The organism is Nocardia sp. BMG111209 (assembly GCF_000381925.1).
Lineage (GTDB): Bacteria > Actinomycetota > Actinomycetes > Mycobacteriales > Mycobacteriaceae > Nocardia.
This window is the reverse complement of the sequence record NZ_KB907307.1, coordinates 2,312,168-2,328,909: the sequence shown is the minus strand read 5'-3', so window position 1 is coordinate 2,328,909 and position 16,742 is coordinate 2,312,168. Positions and strand designations below refer to the sequence as shown.

The following is a 16,742-nucleotide window of genomic DNA, read 5'->3' as shown; positions in this document are numbered from 1 at the left end:
CGGCACCCCGGTCCTGACGCCGGATCTTCTCCGGCAACAGGATGCCGCAACCGTAGGTCCTGTGCCAGCATCATCGGGCATGTCGGGCGAAACCCGTCGGGAAGCCGCGACCGGCCCGGTGCTGGGCACCGGGCCGGTCGCGTGAAAGATGTTCCGGGTCAGCCGATTCGGGCCGAATTGAAGGTGACCGGCAGATTCGGTTTGCCGCCGCCGGCGCTGTTCGCGAGCGACTCGTCGTCGCCGCCCGCGGCGATCTTGTCGAGGGTGGCCAGGCCGGCCTGGTCGACGGTGCCGAAAATCGTGTACTGCGGCGGGAGTTGGGAATCGCCGTACATCAGGAAGAACTGACTGCCGTTGGTGTCGGGACCCGCGTTGGCCATCGCGACCACGCCGCGCTGATAGCCGACCGGTTGCTTCAGCGCCGGATCACCTTGTGCGAACTGGTCGGTCGGGTACTCGTTGGCGAACTGGTATCCGGGACCGCCCTTTCCGGTGCCCGACGGATCGCCGCACTGCAACATCTTCAGGCCCTGCGTGCTCAGCCGGTGACAGGGGGCGCCGTTGTAGAAGCCCTGCTGCACCAGGCTCTCGAAGCTGTTCGCCGTGCACGGCGAGGCAGCGGCGTTCAGGGTGATGCCGATCGGGCCCTGGGTGGTGTCGATGTTCACCTTCGGCGAGTCCTGGGTGGACACCTGGGTCTTCTCCGGCTTGGTGGCCGGTTTCGCCGCGGGGTCGCCGTCGGTATAGGTGCAGGAGACCGTTGCGGCCTTCGCCTTGGGCGCCGGCGGCGGCGCGATCTGCGGCGTGCTGGACAGCGAGGCGTCCGGGGCGGCGGTGGTCTTGTCACCGTCGCCCTTGGTCAGAAAGTAGATCCCGACGCCCGCCGCGATGACGACGACGACGCCGACCAATGATCCGGCGATGGTGAGCTGCTTGCGCTTGCGGGCCCGCTCCGCCTGCCGCTCCAATCGCCGTTCCAGCTTCCGTTTCGCGGCCGCCCGTCGTTGCTCGTTGCTCGGCACTACCAGATCCCTTCCTGTGTCGTGGCGCCGCCCCCGTCGTGACACCACCTGCGGCATCGCGGTCGCGAGCTCCGGCGTAAGAGTCTGCCATCACTTCCTGAGGAGAGCCCGAGACGGCGCGCTCGGAACCGGTTGGACTTGGCACGTCCCGGTAGGGGAGACTGGACGATCGTGACCAAGACCAGCAGTTTCGCCGCTCCGAAGGGTGTCCCGGACTACCTGCCGCCCGCCTCCGCCGAATTCGTCGCCGTGCGCGACGGGCTGGTGCAGGCCGCGCGACTGGCCGGATACGGGCATGTGGAGCTGCCGATCTTCGAGGACACGGCGCTGTTCGCTCGTGGTGTCGGCGAGTCGACCGATGTGGTCAGCAAGGAGATGTACACCTTCGCCGACCGCGGTGAACGCAGCGTCACATTGCGGCCGGAGGGTACGGCCGGCGTCATGCGCGCGGTCATCGAGCACGGTCTCGACCGCGGCCAGCTGCCGGTGAAACTCTGCTACGCGGGCCCGTTCTTCCGCTACGAGCGGCCACAGGCCGGCCGGTACCGGCAGTTGCAGCAGGTGGGCGTGGAGGCCATCGGGGTCGACGATCCGGCGCTCGACGCCGAGGTCATCGCCGTGGCCGATGCCGGCTTCCGCTCGCTGGGCCTGGACGGGTTCCGGCTGGAGGTCACCTCGCTCGGCGACGACACCTGCCGGCCGCAGTATCGGGAACTGTTGCAGGAGTTCCTGTTCCGGCTGCCGCTGGACGAGGAGACCCGCCGTCGTGCCGAGATCAACCCGCTGCGGGTGCTCGACGACAAGCGTCCCGAGGTCAAGGAGATGACCGCGGCCGCGCCGCTGATGATCGACCACCTGTCCGAGTCGGCGAAGACGCACTTCGAGCAGGTCCTCGGATACCTGGACGTACTCGGCGTGCCGTACGTGGTCAACTCGCGGATGGTCCGCGGCCTGGACTACTACACCAAGACCACGTTCGAATTCGTGCACGACGGCCTCGGCGCGCAGTCCGGGATCGGCGGCGGCGGCCGCTACGACGGGCTGATGGCCGAGCTGGGCGGGCAGCCGCTGTCCGGGATCGGCTTCGGTCTCGGCGTCGACCGCACGATCCTGGCCCTGGCCGCGGAGGGTAAGACCGCCGCCGGTCCGGCCCGGGTCGACGTGTTCGGCGTCCCGCTCGGCGAGGCCGCGAAACAGCGCCTGGTGGTGCTGGCCGCGCAGTTGCGCGCGGCGGGGGTCCGCGTCGACCTCGCCTACGGTGGCCGCGGTGTGAAGGGCGCGATGAAGGCCGCCGACCGCTCGGGTGCCGCCTACGCGCTGGTCCTCGGCGACCGCGACCTCACCGAGGGTGAGATCGGCCTGAAGGATCTGGCCAGCGGCGAGCAGCGGCAGATCCGGATCGACGAGGCCGTCGCCACGGTCGCGGCCGCGCTGACGGCGGATCGGTAGTACGGTCACTGGGCCACCAACTGTCGTGTCGCACTGCGCAATTCGGGCGCGGCACGGCAGTTGCCCGGCTGTCGACCCGGAACGGACGAGTGGGACGCGTGACCGACGAACCGAAACCCGAACCGCCGCAACCGATCGGCCTGGATCTCATCGCCCCCGAGATGTACACGCCGATGCTGCGGCGGTTGGCGCTGGCCGCGATCGGGATCGGCATCGGGATGGCGCTGTTGCTGGCGCTGGCGGTGCCGTGGCTGTACGCGGTCGCCGCGGGCCTGGTCCTCGGTGCGCCCACCGCGCTCTACGCGCTGGCGGTGCAGCGGCGGCGAATCTGGCTGGCGGGCACCGTGATCCGGGCCCGCAGGATATTCGGGACCCGGCGGCTGGACGTGGCCGAGGCCACCGGGGTGGAGATCCTGGTCTTCCCGGGCCGGTTGTCGCGGATCGTGTTGCGGGTCACCGCGGGTGGGGCGCGGCAGGTGGTGCCGCTGGCGATGTACACCGATGCGGGCAGCGGCCGCGAACTGCACATCCTGGGCCTGCGGAAGCTGGCGGACGCGCTGGCGGCCAGTCCGCTGGCCGCGGCGCTCGCGGTATCGGGCATGCTGGTCGGTCAGTTGCGCGCCGAGGCTCGTGACGCGGTGCTCGAGGAACGTCCGCTGTTCCGCGCGGTGCAGTCGGTGCGGGCCCGCGACAGTGTGCAGCCGGTGGTGCTCAGCGATCGCGACATCGCCGCGCTGGGGTGATCCGCGGCGGTCCGGATAACACTTCGGTAACGCGAAATACGGTACGGGTCAACAGTTTTCGCCACTTTTCGCCCGATTTGCCGCATTGTCGCGCGGTGTGGGTGTCGTCTTCCTCACTGGCCGGCGTCCCCGGCGGTGAACAGGATTAGGGTGAGGTCGACAGGCCATCGGGACGAGCCCGAGCCGCCGCGCCGACACGCGGGCCGGCCGGTGCGAGCCCGCAATGTACTCGGATCGCTAGGAGTTTTCGTGAGTGTTGTCGCCCGGACTCCCGTCACCGTCACCGTGACCGGTGGTGCCGGCCAGATCGCCTACGGGCTGCTCTTCCGCATCGCCGCGGGAGATATGTTCGGACCCGACACGCCGGTGCGATTGCGGCTATTGGAGATCCCGGCCGCGGTCGGGGCGCTGGCGGGCGTGGCGATGGAGCTGGAGGACTGCGCCTTCGGGCTGCTGGAGTCCGTCGACATCAGCGACGATCCGTGGGACGGCTTCTCCGGGGCGAACGTCGCGGTGCTGGTGGGCGCTCGCCCGCGCACCGCGCGGATGGAGCGCGGCGACCTGCTGGCGGCCAACGGGCCGATCTTCACCGACCAGGGCGCCGCCATCAGCGCCAGTGCGGCCGACGATGTGCGGGTGCTGGTCGTCGGCAATCCGGCGAACACCAACGCCTACATCGCGATGAGCAACGCCCCGGATGTACCGGCGGATCGCTTCACCGCGCTGACCCGCCTCGACCACAACCGCGCCATCGCGCAGCTGGCCCGCCGTACCGGCGCCGCGGCCGCGGATATCGCGCGAATGACGGTGTGGGGCAACCACTCCGCCACCCAGTACCCCGACCTCGGACATGCCACGGTCGCGGGCCGGCCGGCCCCCGAGGCGGTCGGCGATCCGGGTTGGGTGCGCGACGAGTTCATTCCCACGGTCCAGCGGCGCGGTACCGCGATCATCGAGGCGCGCGGCGCGTCGTCGGCGGCGAGCGCCGCGGCGGCCGCGATCGACCACATCCGCGACTGGACCCTGGGCACGGCCCCCGGCGACTGGGTGTCGATGGCGGTGCCGTCGGATGGCTCCTACGGTGTCCCGGAGGGCCTGATCAGCTCGTTCCCGGTCACCTGCGCGGCAGGGGAGTACACGATCGTGCCGGGCCTCGAGATCGACGAGTTCTCCCGCGCCCGCATCGACGCCAGCGTCGCGGAGCTGGAATCCGAGCGCGAGGCCGTCATCGGCCTGGGCTTCGCCAAACGCGCCTGAGCGCGGCGCCGCCGCCCGGCCTCGCCACCTGCGAGCCGGGCCGGCGGCGGGCCGTCAGCACTTCGCGATGACGGAATTGCCGTAACGCTCGAGGTGCGCGATCTTCTTGGCCAGCGGCTCGGTGTCCTCGCCGGCGACGTACGGGTAGCGGAAACCGACGATCACATCGGTGACCCCCTTGTCCTCCAGCCGCTTGATGCCGTCGGGGGTGTAGCCGTCCAGCGAGGCGACGTGGATCTCGAACGGGATGTTGCTCTCCCGCTCGGGCAGCAGTTCGGTGAGCCGGGTGAGCATCCGGTCGAGGTCGGCGGGATCACCACCGGCGTGCATCCAGCCGTCGCCGAGCCGGGCCGCGCGGCGCAGCGCCGCCTCGCTGTGCCCGCCGATCAGGATCGGCACCGGCTGGGTGGGCGCCGGGGTGATCTTGATCTTCGGGAAGTCGTAGAACTCGCCGTGGTACTCGAAATACTCACCGCTGCACAACCCGCGCACGACCTCGATGCACTCGTCCATGCGCTTGCCGCGCTTGGCGAACGGCACCCCCATGATCTCGAAGTCCTCCGGCCACGGACTGATCCCCACCCCGAGCCCGAACCGGTTGCCGCTCAGATACGCCAGCGACGCGGTCTGCTTCGCCACCAGCACCGGCGGCCGGATCGGCAACTTGATCACGAACGGCGTGAACCGCAGCCGGGTCGTGGCGGCGGCCAGCGCCGCGGACAGCACGAACGCCTCGATGAACGGCTTCCCGTCGAGGAACTCCCGGGACCCGTCCGGCGTGTACGGATACGTGGAATCCGACTCGGCCGGGTAGGCGATGCTGTCGGCGATCGACATGCTGTGGAACCCGGCCGCCTCGGCGGCCTGAGCCAGCGGAATGTAGTGCGCGGGATCAGTCATCGCCTCCGCGTAGGTGAAGCGCATCGGTGCAGTCCTCTCGAATTCGCAAAAAACTAGAACAGATTCTAGTTCTCACCGCGATGCTAGCGGCCACCCCACCACCCCGGCACCATTTCCCCCGACCGGAACCGCGGATGCGCCACCATCCTCCCGACCACTCACCCCCCGGATCGGCACGCGGCACGACTGGATCGTCTCCCGGTCGATACCCGGCCCTGCCATTCCCCACATCCGGCCTACTCTCGAATCCCCAACTGCCGCAAGCTGATCCGCTCGTCGCGCGGGCCGCAATCATCGAGTTCGCCGACGAGTATCCAGCTGCTGACCCCCGCTCGGGCTCGATTCCGGCGTCGGAGGCCGCGGTGGTCGGAGATTCGTCGGTCGTCCGCGACCGGGAGGCTGCCGAGCGCGCTCGGATACCTCGGAGGTCCGAATGAGGTCGTCAGTGGCCGCGTTGCGCTGAAGGCTCGTCAGTCGTCCGCGGGAGAAGCGAACTTGCTCGGATACCTCGGGCTTCGATTCCGGTGGTCGGGGCCGGCCCACGGATCGGAGGCTCGGTGGTCGTCCGAGACCCGGAAGCTGTCGGACTTGCTCGGATACCTCGGAGGTCCGAATGCGGTCGCCGGTGACCGCGTTGCGCTGAAGGCTCGTCGGTTGTGTGCGGGAGGGTAGCGAACTCGCCCGGGTACTTCGGGCTTCGTTCAACTGTCGGTGGCCTGGCTCGGTGGTGGGGCTCGTCAGCCGTCTGCACACTTACGCATGGCGGTTGAGCAACTGGGTGCCGGGCGTGGCCGATGGGATCGGGAGCGGCCGGGTCGGCGGCGGAAACCGGGAATCGGCGGTGGTCCGGTTGGCCCGTTCCGTAGGTTCGACGCGGTTCTAGAGGCGGTCGTTGTCGTATTCGTAGATGATCTCGTCCTGGTGGGTCTGGCCGATCACCTCGGGGGTGGTCTCGCCCAGGGAGCCGGTGAGGTCGCTGTTGCCGGTGGCGCTGTGGTACGGCTGGACGGTGCGGGACTTCTCGTCCTCGTTGTCGCGCTGGGCGGCTGCGCCGGGGGCGCCGAGGAAGCCGCCGCCGCCCGCGCCCTGGCCGGGTGTGCCGGGCATGCCGGGGCCGAACGGGATGCCGGGGGTGCCGGCGGGTCGCAGGCCGGGGACCGAAGCGCCGGGGCCGCCGGGGTGGGGGCCGCCGCCGACACCACCGGCATATCCGCCGCCGTAGCCGCCGGCGGATCCGAGGCCGTAGCCGTAGGAACCGGGATGGGCGCCGTTGTAGCCGCCGTAGCCCGCGGCGACGGTGGAATCGCCGGTGCCGAGGTGGGAGCCGAGCGGATCGTTGGTGAGGCCGACGGTGCGGGCGTTGTCGCCGGAGAGGATCTGCTGGGCCTCGTCCAGCATCGGCTGGCCGATGTTCTGGGCGGCGGCCTGGGCCGCGTCGTTGAGCGTGCCGGCGTCGACGCCGGTCAGTTGTTGCACCACGCCTGCCAATTGGGCTGTGTAGCCGGACAATTCGGCGCGGGTGGCGTTGACGATGGATACCGCCTGGCCGAGTGATTCGGTGGCGGTGGTGATGAGCGTGGCCTGTCCGGGCGGGGTGAAGACGACCGGCGCCAGCGCGGTGGCCTCGGCCGCGAATGCCTGTGCGATGGCGGTCAGTTGGACGTTGCCGCGCTGGATCACGCCCGCGGCCTGTTCGGTCAGCTGTGAGATGTCCAGGCCGCGCTGGCTCGTGTCCTGACCCTGCGCCTGGGCCCGTTGGCCGGCATCCTGTGCGCTGCGTGCGGCCTTGCCCTGCCACACCTGGTCGACGGTCTTGAAGGCGCCCGCGCCGACCTGCATCGCGGCCTGGATGACCTGCGAGCCCTGGCCGATGATCGATGCCGGGTTGACCGCGCCGAGTACGCCGGTACCGAAGCCGCTCAGTAGATCGAGGAACGGTTTGAGCAGGGCGTCGGCGCCGGGTACGGCGGGCAGGGCCAGACCGTGCAGCAGCGCGCCGACCGGGTCGGCCGGGAGGGCGGGTGCGACCGCGGGGGTGGTGGGTACGGCGGCCGCGGCGCCGGTGCCGGCCGCGTTGTGTGCGGCGAGCGTTGCGGTGGTGGCGGAGTGCGTCGCGTCGACCGGTTGTGCGGCGCCGAGTGCGCCGGAACCGGGATCGGCCGTCGGTGCGGCGCCGAGCGCGGCGGGTGCGGTGCCGGCCGAATATGCCGGTCCCGCAAGGACATTCGCCGAGGATGTGTCGTGGGCCGCGGCCAGCACGCCCGGCGTGTCGCCGGGGGCGGGATGGGCCGTGCCGAGCAGGGGATCGTCGAGGCCGGCGGCGTGCGTCGGCGCGGCGGCGCCGGGGAGGCCGCCGAGGCCCGCCGGATGCGCGCCGAGCGTCGCGGTGCCGTCCTCCTCGAACTCCTTGTGCGCGAGCGCGAATGCGGGCGGATCGAGAGGGGGCAGGTCGTCGGGCCATTGCGGCAGCGGCAGATCGAGCATCGGGCCGTGCAGACCGCCCGCGGTGACCAGTTCCTGCACCGGCAGCGGCTCGGCCCGGAGGCCGATCACGCCGGTGTCGTATCCGGAGTCCATGGTTCAGCCCCCGATCTGCTGTCCGAGGGCGCCGAGTGCGCCGGCGAGCGAGCCGTCCGCGTCGTCGAAGGTCGCCGCGGTACCGAATGCCGCCTTGCCGATGTGGTCGACCTTGGCGGACAGATCGTTGACATCGCTTGCGTGCAGGACCTGCGCGGCGGCGAACATCGCGAGATAGTCCGCGCCGATGAGCCCGAATACCGGAGTCATGGCGACGATGTGCTGGGTGGCGTCGTAATTCGCGGTGCCCGCGATGTCCGCGGCGACACCCTGATTGGTGGCGGCGAATTCGCGCACCGCCGTGGTCTCCACCGAGAGATCGGCCATCGGTGTGCCCCCCATCTGTGCTCGGTCCTGACATTGTCCGCCCGGCCGCCGGGATTCGCGAACGATAACCTCGAGCAAACCCGGACCGGGCCGTGGCGCTCGGGGTACTCGGGTGTGACTGGGCCTCAATATAACCGACGGGCCCGACAGGTTTCGACCCCCGAATCGCGCGCCTGAGAGCAAAATTAGAACTTGTTGCAAATTAGAACGAGTTCTATATTCTCGTGTTCATGAAGGTCGCAGTCACCGGCGCAGCCGGGTTCCTAGGCACGAACCTGCTCCACCAGTTGGTGGAGCGCGGTCACGAGGTGACCGCCATCGACCGGGTTCGGCCCACCGGCGCCGTGGATCCGAATATCGAATGGGTCTCCGGTGACGTGCTGGATCCGATCTCGATGCGCGCGGCGCTGGCGGGCGCCGAGGTGGTGTATCACCTGGTCGCCGTGATCACCCTGGCCCATCGGCACGATCTTGCCTGGCGGGTGAACACCGAGGGTGTGCGGGTGGTCGCGGAGGCCGCGCGCGAGGTCGGCGTGCGCCGCTTCGTGCACACCAGCTCGATCCACTCGTTCGACCAGTACAGCTGCGGCGGCCGGATCGATGAGCAGTCGTCGCGGTCGATCGGCGCGAACCTGCCGGTCTACGACCGCTCGAAATGGCGGGGCGAGGTCGAACTGCGCACGGTGATCGACGCCGGGCTCGACGCGGTGATCTGCAATCCGACCGGCGTGTACGGGCCGATCGACCACACCGGTTCGCGGATCAACACCACGCTGCGCGACGCGGCCCGCGGCCTGACCCCGGTCATGATCGGCGGCGGATTCGACCTGGTCGACGTGCGGGACGTGGCCGCCGGTCTGCTGCTGGCCGCCGAACACGGCCGCACCGGCGAGAACTACCTGCTGGCCGGCGAGATGGTCTCGATGCTGGAGCTGACCCGGCTGGCGGCCGCGGGTAACGGCAAGCGCGGCCCGGCGTTCGCCATCCCGCCGAAGGTGATCTCGGCGGCGATCCCGGTGCTGGAGCCGATCGGCAAGCTGTTCGGCAGCGATCGGGTGTCGCGGGCGGCGATGGGCGCGCTGCTGGCCGCCCCCGTGGTCGACGGCGCCAAGGCTCGTGCGGAACTGGGCTACCGGCCCCGGCCGACCGCCGACACCGTGCGCGATCTGATCGCCTTCTACAACGGTGATCTCCCGGACCTCGCGGGTGCGAATGCTTGACAGGTTTTAGAACGCCTGTTCGAATGTGGGGGTGCGGTGGCAGCGGCAGACCCTGAACGCCGACGACGGCGCCCTGCCCGGCCTGGAACGGGCCGGGTTCGTGCGCACCGTGCGCACACCGGAATTCGAGGGCATCACCTTCCACGAGGTGCTGTGCAAGAGCGCGCTGAACAAGGTGCCGGCCGGTTCGGGGGTGCCGTTCAACTGGACCGTCAACACCATGCGCGGCTGCTCGCACGCCTGCACATACTGTTTCGCCCGCAGCACCCACGAATATCTGGATCTGGACGCCGGCCGCGATTTCGATTCCCAGATCGTGGTGAAGACCAATGTCGGTGCGGTACTGCGGCGCGAACTGGCCCGGCGGTCCTGGCATCGCGAACCTGTGGCGCTGGGCACGAACACCGATCCGTATCAGCGTGCGGAGGGCCGATATCGGCTGATGCCCGGCATCATCCGGGCGCTGGCCGATTCCGGCACGCCGTTCTCCATCCTGACCAAGGGCACGCTGCTGCGCCGCGATCTGCCGCTGTTGCGCGCGGCCGCCGGTCAGGTGCCGGTGCGCCTGGCGGTCTCGATCGCGATCCTCGACCCGGATCTGCACGGCGGCCTCGAGGCGGGCACGCCGAGCCCGCAGGCCCGGCTGGATCTGGTGCGGGCCCTCGCCGACGCCGGATTCGCCGTGAATGTGATGGCGGCCCCGATCGTTCCGTACCTGACCGACGGCAGCGCTCATCTGGAGGAGCTGTTCGGGTCGATCGCGGCGGCGGGCGCGGCGAGTGCCGTCGCCATCCCGATGCATCTGCGCGGCAGCACGCGCGGCTGGTTCCTGGAGTGGCTCGCCTCACACCATCCGGCGCTGCTGCGGCGTTATCGGCAGCTGTACGGTCGTGGGGCATACGTCACACCGGAGTACGCCGAGTGGCTGCGGGGCAGGCTCGATCCGCTGCTGGACCGGCACGCGCTACGGCCCACGCGCCCAGTGGAATCCGAATCACCGCAGGTGCCGGTGGCTCAGCGCGAATCGCAATTGTCGTTATTCACAGTGTGAATCGCGTCGCAGCGTGGCAACCCGGGTGTGTCCCGGTGCGGGCGGAGTAACTTGGCGTGTGGTATCGCAGACCAGGCGAGCGGCCGACTCAGAGGAAGTGATGCAGGCGCATGGGCACCGGCACGGAGCACACCGGTTCGGAGAACACCGGGCACAACAGCATAGAGAAGCTGGAGAAGGTCGTCATCCGGTTCGCCGGCGATTCCGGCGACGGTATGCAGCTGACCGGTGATCGGTTCACGCACGAGGCCGCCGCCTTCGGCAACGATCTCGCGACCCAGCCCAACTTCCCCGCCGAGATCCGCGCGCCACAGGGCACATTGCCGGGCGTCTCGTCCTTCCAGATCCAGATCGCGGACTACGACATCCTCACCGCGGGCGACCAGCCGGACGTGCTGGTCGCGATGAATCCCGCTGCGCTGAAGGCCAATATGGAGGATCTGGCCCGCGGCGCGACGATCATCGTCAACACCGACGAGTTCACCAAGCGCACGCTGGCCAAGGTCGGATACGCCGCCGATCCGCTGGCCGACGGCACGCTGGCGGATTTCGTCGTGCACCAGGTGCCGATGACCTCGCTGACGCTGGGCGCGACCGAATCGACCGGGGTCGGCAAGAAGGACGGCCAGCGCGCCAAGAACATGTTCGCGCTCGGACTGCTGTCCTGGATGTACGGCCGGCCGATCGGCGGCACCGAGCAGTTCATGCGCGAGAAGTTCGCCGCCACACCGGGCATCGCGGAGGCCAACATCCTGGCGTTCCGGGCCGGCTGGAACTACGGCGAGACCACCGAGGCCTTCGCCACCACCTACGAGATCGCACCCGCCGCACTGCCGCCGGGCACCTACCGGCAGATCACCGGCAATACCGCGCTGGCCTACGGCCTGGTCGCGGCGGGGCAGCTGTCCGGCCTGCCGGTGTTCCTGGGGACGTATCCGATCACGCCGGCCTCGGACATCCTGCACGAGCTGAGCAAGCACAAGAACTTCGGCGTCACCACCTTCCAGGCGGAGGACGAGATCGCCGGTATCGGTGCGGCCCTGGGCGCGTCGGTGGGCGGGGCGCTCGGGGTGACGAGTACGTCCGGGCCGGGCCTGGCGTTGAAGAGCGAGACGATCGGTCTGGCGGTGATGACCGAACTGCCGTTGATCGTGGTCGATGTGCAGCGTGGCGGTCCGTCGACGGGTCTGCCGACCAAGACCGAACAGGCCGACCTGCTGCAGGCGCTGTACGGCCGCAACGGTGAGTCGCCGGTGGCCGTCGTGGCGCCGCGCTCGCCCGCGGACTGTTTCGCGGCCGCGGTCGAGGCGGCCCGGATCGCGCTGACCTACCGCACCCCGGTACTGCTGCTGTCCGACGGCGCGATCGCGAACGGTTCGGAGCCGTGGTCGATTCCGGTCGTCGCCGACCTGCCGCGGATCGAGCCGGGGTTCGAGCCCGAACCGGAGGAGGCCACCGAATTCCGGCCCTACGCCCGCGATCCCGAGACGCTGGCCCGGCCGCTGGCGGTGCCCGGCACCAAGGGCCTGGCGCACCGCATCGGCGGGCTGGAGAAGGCCGACGGCAGCGGCAACATCTCCTACGATCCGGCCAATCACGAGCTCATGGTCCGGTTGCGGCAGGCCAAGATCGACGGCATCACCGTGCCCGACCTCGAGGTCGACGATCCCTCCGGCGCGGCGGAACTGCTGATCATCGGCTGGGGTAGTTCCTACGGGCCCATCGGTGAGGCCTGCCGCCGGGCCCGCCGCCGCGGCGTCCCGGTCGCGCAGGCGCATCTGCGGCATCTGAATCCGTTGCCCGCCAACACCGGTGACGTGCTGCGGCGGTATCGCGTCGTGGTCGCGCCGGAGATGAACAACGGCCAGCTGTCGATGCTGCTGCGGGCCCGCTACCTGGTCGATGTGCGACCCTGGACGAAGATCGCGGGCACCGCCTTCTCGGCGCAGGAACTCGTCGGCGTCATCGATGCCGCGCTCGACGGCTCCATCGCGGAACTGGAACAGGACAAGGCGTTCGCCGCGCGTGCGCGGGCGACGTATCGCACCACCGTGTCGCAGACAGGGGGAAACTGATGACCATCATCGAAACCTCGCTGGTCGGAACCGATCTCGGCCTCACCGGACTGTCGGGGGTACCCGCGGCCGAGGGTCCGCAGAAGGTCAAGGACTACACCTCCGATCAGGAGGTGCGCTGGTGCCCGGGCTGCGGCGACTACGTCATCCTCGCCACCGTGCGCGGCTTCCTCGCCGACCTCGGCCTGCGCCGCGAGAATCTGATGTTCGTCTCGGGTATCGGCTGCTCCAGCCGTTTCCCGTACTACCTCGACGCGTACGGCATCCATTCCATCCACGGCCGCGCCCCGGCCATCGCGACCGGTCTCGCCGTCACCCGGCCCGACCTGTCGGTCTGGGTGGTCACCGGCGACGGCGACGCGCTGTCCATCGGCGGTAACCATCTGATCCACGCGCTGCGCCGCAACGTGAACATGACGATCCTGTTGTTCAACAACCGGATCTACGGCCTCACCAAGGGGCAGTACTCGCCGACCTCCGAACCCGGCAAGATCACCAAGTCGACCCCGATGGGGTCGGTCGACCACCCGTTCAACACGCTGTCGGTGGCGCTGGGCGCCGAGGCCACCTTCGCGGCGCGGGCACTGGATTCCGACCGGGCCGGGCTCACGGAGGTGCTGCGGGCCGCCGCGACGCATCGCGGCACCGCATTCGTGGAGATCCTGCAGGACTGCCCGATCTTCAACGACGGTTCGTTCGACGTGCTGCGCCGCGACAACGCGGAATCGCATCTGATCCGGCTGCGGCACGGCGAGCCGATCCGATTCGGCGCCGAAAGCGAATTCGCGGTGGTGCGCAACGGTTTCGGGCTCGAGGTGGTGTCCGCCGACTCCGTCGCCGAATCCGACATCGTGGTGCACGACGCGTACAGTGACGATCCGGAATACGCCTACGCGCTGTCGCGGCTGTCCGATCAGGAACTGACGCACGTGCCGGTCGGCATCTTCCGCAGCGCGTCGCGGCCCACCTACGACGACGGGGTGCGGGCACAGTCGGAGATCGCCCGGGAACGCAAGCCCGTCGGCCCGGACTCCCTGCAGAACCTGTTGTCCGGCAAGGAGACCTGGACCGTCGGCTGAGCCGAACCGCCGCGGCCGGCCGTTCGGGACGGCGTCGGCCGCGGCGGATCGGTCAGTTGCGCACCGCGGGCGGGTTGTTCAGATCGGCGGCGGAGAAGGTGTCGCAGGCGCGTACCTGACCGGTCTGATAGCCGGTCAGGAACCAGGCCTGGCGCTGATTGGCCGCACCGTGCGTCCAGGATTCCGGATTGACCCGGCCGGTCGCGGCCTTCTGGATGCGGTCGTCGCCGACGGCCGCGGCCGCGGACAGCGCGTCCTGGATGTCCTTGTCCGTCAACGGCTTCAGGAACGGCTGGTTGCTGCCCGGGGCGTTCAGCTTGTCGGCGTAGGAGGCCCACAGGCCCGCGTAGCAGTCGGCCTGCAGTTCGGTGCGGACCGAACCCGATTGCGGCCCACGCGGATCGCGCTGCGAGCGGCCGGAGTCGCCCAGCAGGTTCTGGATGTGGTGCCCGACCTCGTGGGCCACCACGTACTCCTGGGCCAGCGGTCCGCCGCTGGCGCCGAACTTGCTGACCAGTTCCTGGAAGAAGCTGGTGTCGAAGTACGCGGTGCGGTCGGGCGGGCAGTAGAACGGCCCGACCGCGCTCGACGCGTTACCGCATCCGGTACCGACCGAGCCGGTGAACAGCGTGACGGCCGGCTTCACGTAGTTGCGGCCGGTCTGCTTCGGCAGTTCGGTGGCCCACACCGCGTCCAGGCTCTGCGCGGTGAGCGCCACCCGGCAGTCGACGTACTTGTTGGCGTCCGCGCCGGTCTTGCAGTGTGACGGCATATTGTTCATCGCGGCGGGCGGTTTGTTCTGCGCGCCGGTGAACTGACCCAGCAGCGAGCCGGGGTCGCCACCGAACAACAGCGCCAGGACCAGCAGGATCAGGCCACCGGCGCCACCGCCCAGGGCGATCATGCCGCCGGTGCCCGGACCGCCGCGCCCGACCCGGTCCGGATCGATCTGCATTCCCTCGTTGAAGGACATCGCTACCCTCTCGCCACGGCCGGCGGTCGCCCATCAGGTACCGGCGGAGCCGCTGCCTCCGGCCCCGCCCCCGTACAGCTTGGCACGGCGAGACGGATATCGGTTTCCATCCCCCGGACGTGTCTCTCTACGATGAAGACGCGCCGGCCGCCGTCCGCCGGCGCGACCGAGCCGTCGAAAGGAATCCCGTGCTGCGCACCCACTTGGCCGGCTCGCTTCGCAGCGAGCACGCCGGTTCGACCGTCACCCTCACCGGTTGGGTGGCCCGGCGGCGAGACCACGGTGGCGTGATCTTCATCGATCTGCGCGATGCGTCGGGGGTCTCGCAGGCGGTGTTCCGGGAGGGCGTACCCGCCGAGCAGGCGCACCGGCTGCGCGTCGAGTACTGCGTGAAGGTCACCGGCGTCGTCGAGGCCCGGCCGGAGGGCAGCGAGAACCCGAACCTGCCGACCGGCGCGATCGAGGTGAACGTCGCCGAACTGGAGGTGCTCAACGAGAGCGCCCCGCTGCCGTTCCAGCTCGACGAGCAGCCCGGCGAGGAGGCCCGCCTCAAGTACCGCTACCTGGACCTGCGCCGGGAGGGCCCGGCGCACGCCATCCGGCTGCGGTCCAAGGTCAACGCCGCCGCCCGCGAGGTGCTGGCCCGGCACGCGTTCGTCGAGGTCGAGACGCCGACCATGACCAGGTCCACGCCCGAGGGCGCCCGCGACTTCCTGGTGCCCGCCCGCCTGCAGCCCGGCAACTTCTACGCGCTGCCGCAGTCGCCGCAGCTGTTCAAGCAGCTGCTCATGGTCGGCGGCGTCGAGCGGTACTACCAGATCGCCCGCTGCTACCGCGACGAGGACTTCCGCGCCGACCGCCAGCCCGAGTTCACCCAGCTGGACATCGAGATGAGCTTCGTCGAGCAGGAGGACGTGATCCTGCTCGCCGAGGACATCCTCGCCGGGCTGTGGAAGCTGGTCGGGTACGAGCTCCCGGCGCCGATCCCGCACATGACCTATGCGGAGGCGATGCGCCGCTACGGTTCGGACAAGCCGGACCTGCGGTTCGGTATCGAGATCACCGAGATGGCGGAGTACTTCGTGGACACGCCGTTCCGGGTGTTCCAGTCGCCGTACGTCGGCGCGGTCGTGATGCCGGGCGGCGCGAGCCAGCCGCGGCGGCAGCTCGACGCGTGGCAGGAGTGGGCCAAGCAGCGCGGCGCGAAGGGCCTGGCGTACATCCTCATCCAGGAGGACGGCACGCTCGGCGGCCCGGTCGCGAAGAACCTCAGCGACGCCGAGCGGGAGGGGCTGGCGAAGTACGTCGGCGCCGAGCCGGGCGACTGCGTCTTCTTCGCCGCCGGCGACGCGAAGACCGGCCGCGCGCTGCTGGGCGCCGCGCGTGGCGAGATCGCCCGCCGCTGCGGCCTGATCGACGAGAACGCCTGGGCCTTCGTATGGATCGTGGACGCCCCGATGTTCGAGCCGGCCGCCGACGCGACCGCGAGTGGCGATGTGGCCCTCGGTCATTCGGCCTGGACCGCGGTGCACCACGCGTTCACCTCGCCGCGGCCGGAGTCGCTGGACACCTTCGACACCGATCCGGGTTCGGCGCTCGCCTACGCCTACGACATCGTCTGCAACGGTAACGAGATCGGCGGTGGTTCCATCCGTATCCACCGCCGCGACGTGCAGGAACGCGTCTTCACGGTGATGGGTATCGGCCACGACGAGGCGCAGGACAAGTTCGGCTTCCTGCTCGACGCGTTCTCCTACGGCGCGCCGCCGATGGGCGGTATCGCCTTCGGCTGGGACCGCATCGTCGCCCTGCTGGCCGGGGTGGACTCGATCCGCGAGGTGATCGCGTTCCCGAAGTCCGGCGGCGGCGTCGACCCGCTGACCGACGCGCCCACTCCGATCACCGCGCAGCAGCGCAAGGAGGCCGGGCTGGACGTCGTGCTCGGCCCGGACGGCAAACCGCTGCGCAAGGACGACAAGGGCGGCAAGGCAACCGAATCGAAGGACGCCGCCGAGTAACGCTCGCCCCTCGTGACCGCCCGGATGCCGCACTCGGCATCCGGGCGGTTC

The 16,742-nt window shown here is 69.8% G+C and carries 13 protein-coding genes; 8 read left to right on the top strand and 5 right to left on the bottom strand.

All coding sequences use genetic code 11. The annotated features are described in order from the left end of the window. Positions 1 to 158: 158 nt before the first annotated feature. Positions 159 to 1,022: a peptidylprolyl isomerase gene (locus G361_RS0110705; RefSeq protein ID WP_019927079.1), complete on the bottom strand. Its 864-nt coding sequence runs from the start codon at positions 1,020 to 1,022 to the stop codon at positions 159 to 161. Positions 1,023 to 1,193: 171 nt separating this feature from the next. On the opposite strand from G361_RS0110705, the gene hisS reads away from it, so the two are divergent. The 3 genes from hisS (at position 1,194) to G361_RS0110690 (ending at position 4,471) form a co-directional block, all read left to right on the top strand. After that, positions 1,194 to 2,471: a histidine--tRNA ligase gene (gene hisS / locus G361_RS0110700; protein ID WP_019927078.1), complete on the top strand. Its 1,278-nt coding sequence runs from the start codon at positions 1,194 to 1,196 to the stop codon at positions 2,469 to 2,471. A 98-nt stretch (positions 2,472 to 2,569) separates the two neighbouring features. Continuing rightward, complete coding sequence (locus tag G361_RS0110695) at positions 2,570 to 3,214, top strand: hypothetical protein (protein ID WP_019927077.1); 645 nt, start codon at positions 2,570 to 2,572, stop codon at positions 3,212 to 3,214. 249 nt (positions 3,215 to 3,463) lie between these two features. Beyond that, complete coding sequence (locus G361_RS0110690; protein WP_019927076.1) at positions 3,464 to 4,471, top strand: malate dehydrogenase; 1,008 nt, start codon at positions 3,464 to 3,466, stop codon at positions 4,469 to 4,471. A 54-nt stretch (positions 4,472 to 4,525) separates the two neighbouring features. Here the strand turns inward: G361_RS0110690 and G361_RS0110685 are convergent, their stop codons facing one another. From G361_RS0110685 to G361_RS0110675, 3 genes are all read right to left on the bottom strand, one after another. Next, the gene (locus G361_RS0110685; RefSeq protein WP_019927075.1) at positions 4,526 to 5,395 is read right to left on the bottom strand and encodes a TIGR03619 family F420-dependent LLM class oxidoreductase; all 870 of its coding nucleotides are present in this window, start codon (positions 5,393 to 5,395) and stop codon (positions 4,526 to 4,528) included. 855 nt (positions 5,396 to 6,250) lie between these two features. Next, positions 6,251 to 7,948: a hypothetical protein gene (locus tag G361_RS0110680; protein WP_019927074.1), complete on the bottom strand. Its 1,698-nt coding sequence runs from the start codon at positions 7,946 to 7,948 to the stop codon at positions 6,251 to 6,253. A gap of 3 nt (positions 7,949 to 7,951) precedes the next feature. Next, positions 7,952 to 8,290 carry a type VII secretion target gene (locus tag G361_RS0110675; RefSeq protein WP_231386838.1) on the bottom strand — a complete coding sequence of 113 codons (339 nt, stop codon included), beginning with the start codon at positions 8,288 to 8,290 and terminating at the stop codon, positions 7,952 to 7,954. Between the two features lie 215 nt (positions 8,291 to 8,505). On the opposite strand from G361_RS0110675, the gene G361_RS0110670 reads away from it, so the two are divergent. The 4 genes from G361_RS0110670 to G361_RS0110655 all read left to right on the top strand — a co-directional run bounded on the left by G361_RS0110670 (position 8,506) and on the right by G361_RS0110655 (position 13,700). Then, positions 8,506 to 9,495, top strand: coding sequence for an NAD-dependent epimerase/dehydratase family protein (locus G361_RS0110670; RefSeq protein ID WP_026342905.1), 990 nt, complete (start codon positions 8,506 to 8,508; stop codon positions 9,493 to 9,495). Between the two features lie 31 nt (positions 9,496 to 9,526). Further along, positions 9,527 to 10,546 (top strand): Rv2578c family radical SAM protein, encoded by a 1,020-nt coding sequence (locus tag G361_RS0110665; RefSeq protein WP_036494895.1) that lies wholly within the window; start codon positions 9,527 to 9,529, stop codon positions 10,544 to 10,546. Positions 10,547 to 10,656: 110 nt separating this feature from the next. Next, complete coding sequence (locus G361_RS0110660) at positions 10,657 to 12,621, top strand: 2-oxoacid:acceptor oxidoreductase subunit alpha (RefSeq protein ID WP_019927070.1); 1,965 nt, start codon at positions 10,657 to 10,659, stop codon at positions 12,619 to 12,621. Beyond that, a complete protein-coding gene (locus tag G361_RS0110655; protein ID WP_019927069.1) occupies positions 12,621 to 13,700 on the top strand; it encodes a 2-oxoacid:ferredoxin oxidoreductase subunit beta in 1,080 nt (359 codons plus the stop codon). The genes G361_RS0110660 and G361_RS0110655 overlap by 1 nt, the downstream gene beginning before the upstream one ends. Before the next feature lie 52 nt (positions 13,701 to 13,752). Here the strand turns inward: G361_RS0110655 and G361_RS0110650 are convergent, their stop codons facing one another. Further along, positions 13,753 to 14,673: a neutral zinc metallopeptidase gene (locus tag G361_RS0110650; RefSeq protein ID WP_019927068.1), complete on the bottom strand. Its 921-nt coding sequence runs from the start codon at positions 14,671 to 14,673 to the stop codon at positions 13,753 to 13,755. Between the two features lie 188 nt (positions 14,674 to 14,861). On the opposite strand from G361_RS0110650, the gene aspS reads away from it, so the two are divergent. Continuing rightward, a complete protein-coding gene (aspS, locus tag G361_RS0110645) occupies positions 14,862 to 16,691 on the top strand; it encodes an aspartate--tRNA ligase (protein ID WP_026342903.1) in 1,830 nt (609 codons plus the stop codon). Positions 16,692 to 16,742 lie beyond the last annotated feature (51 nt).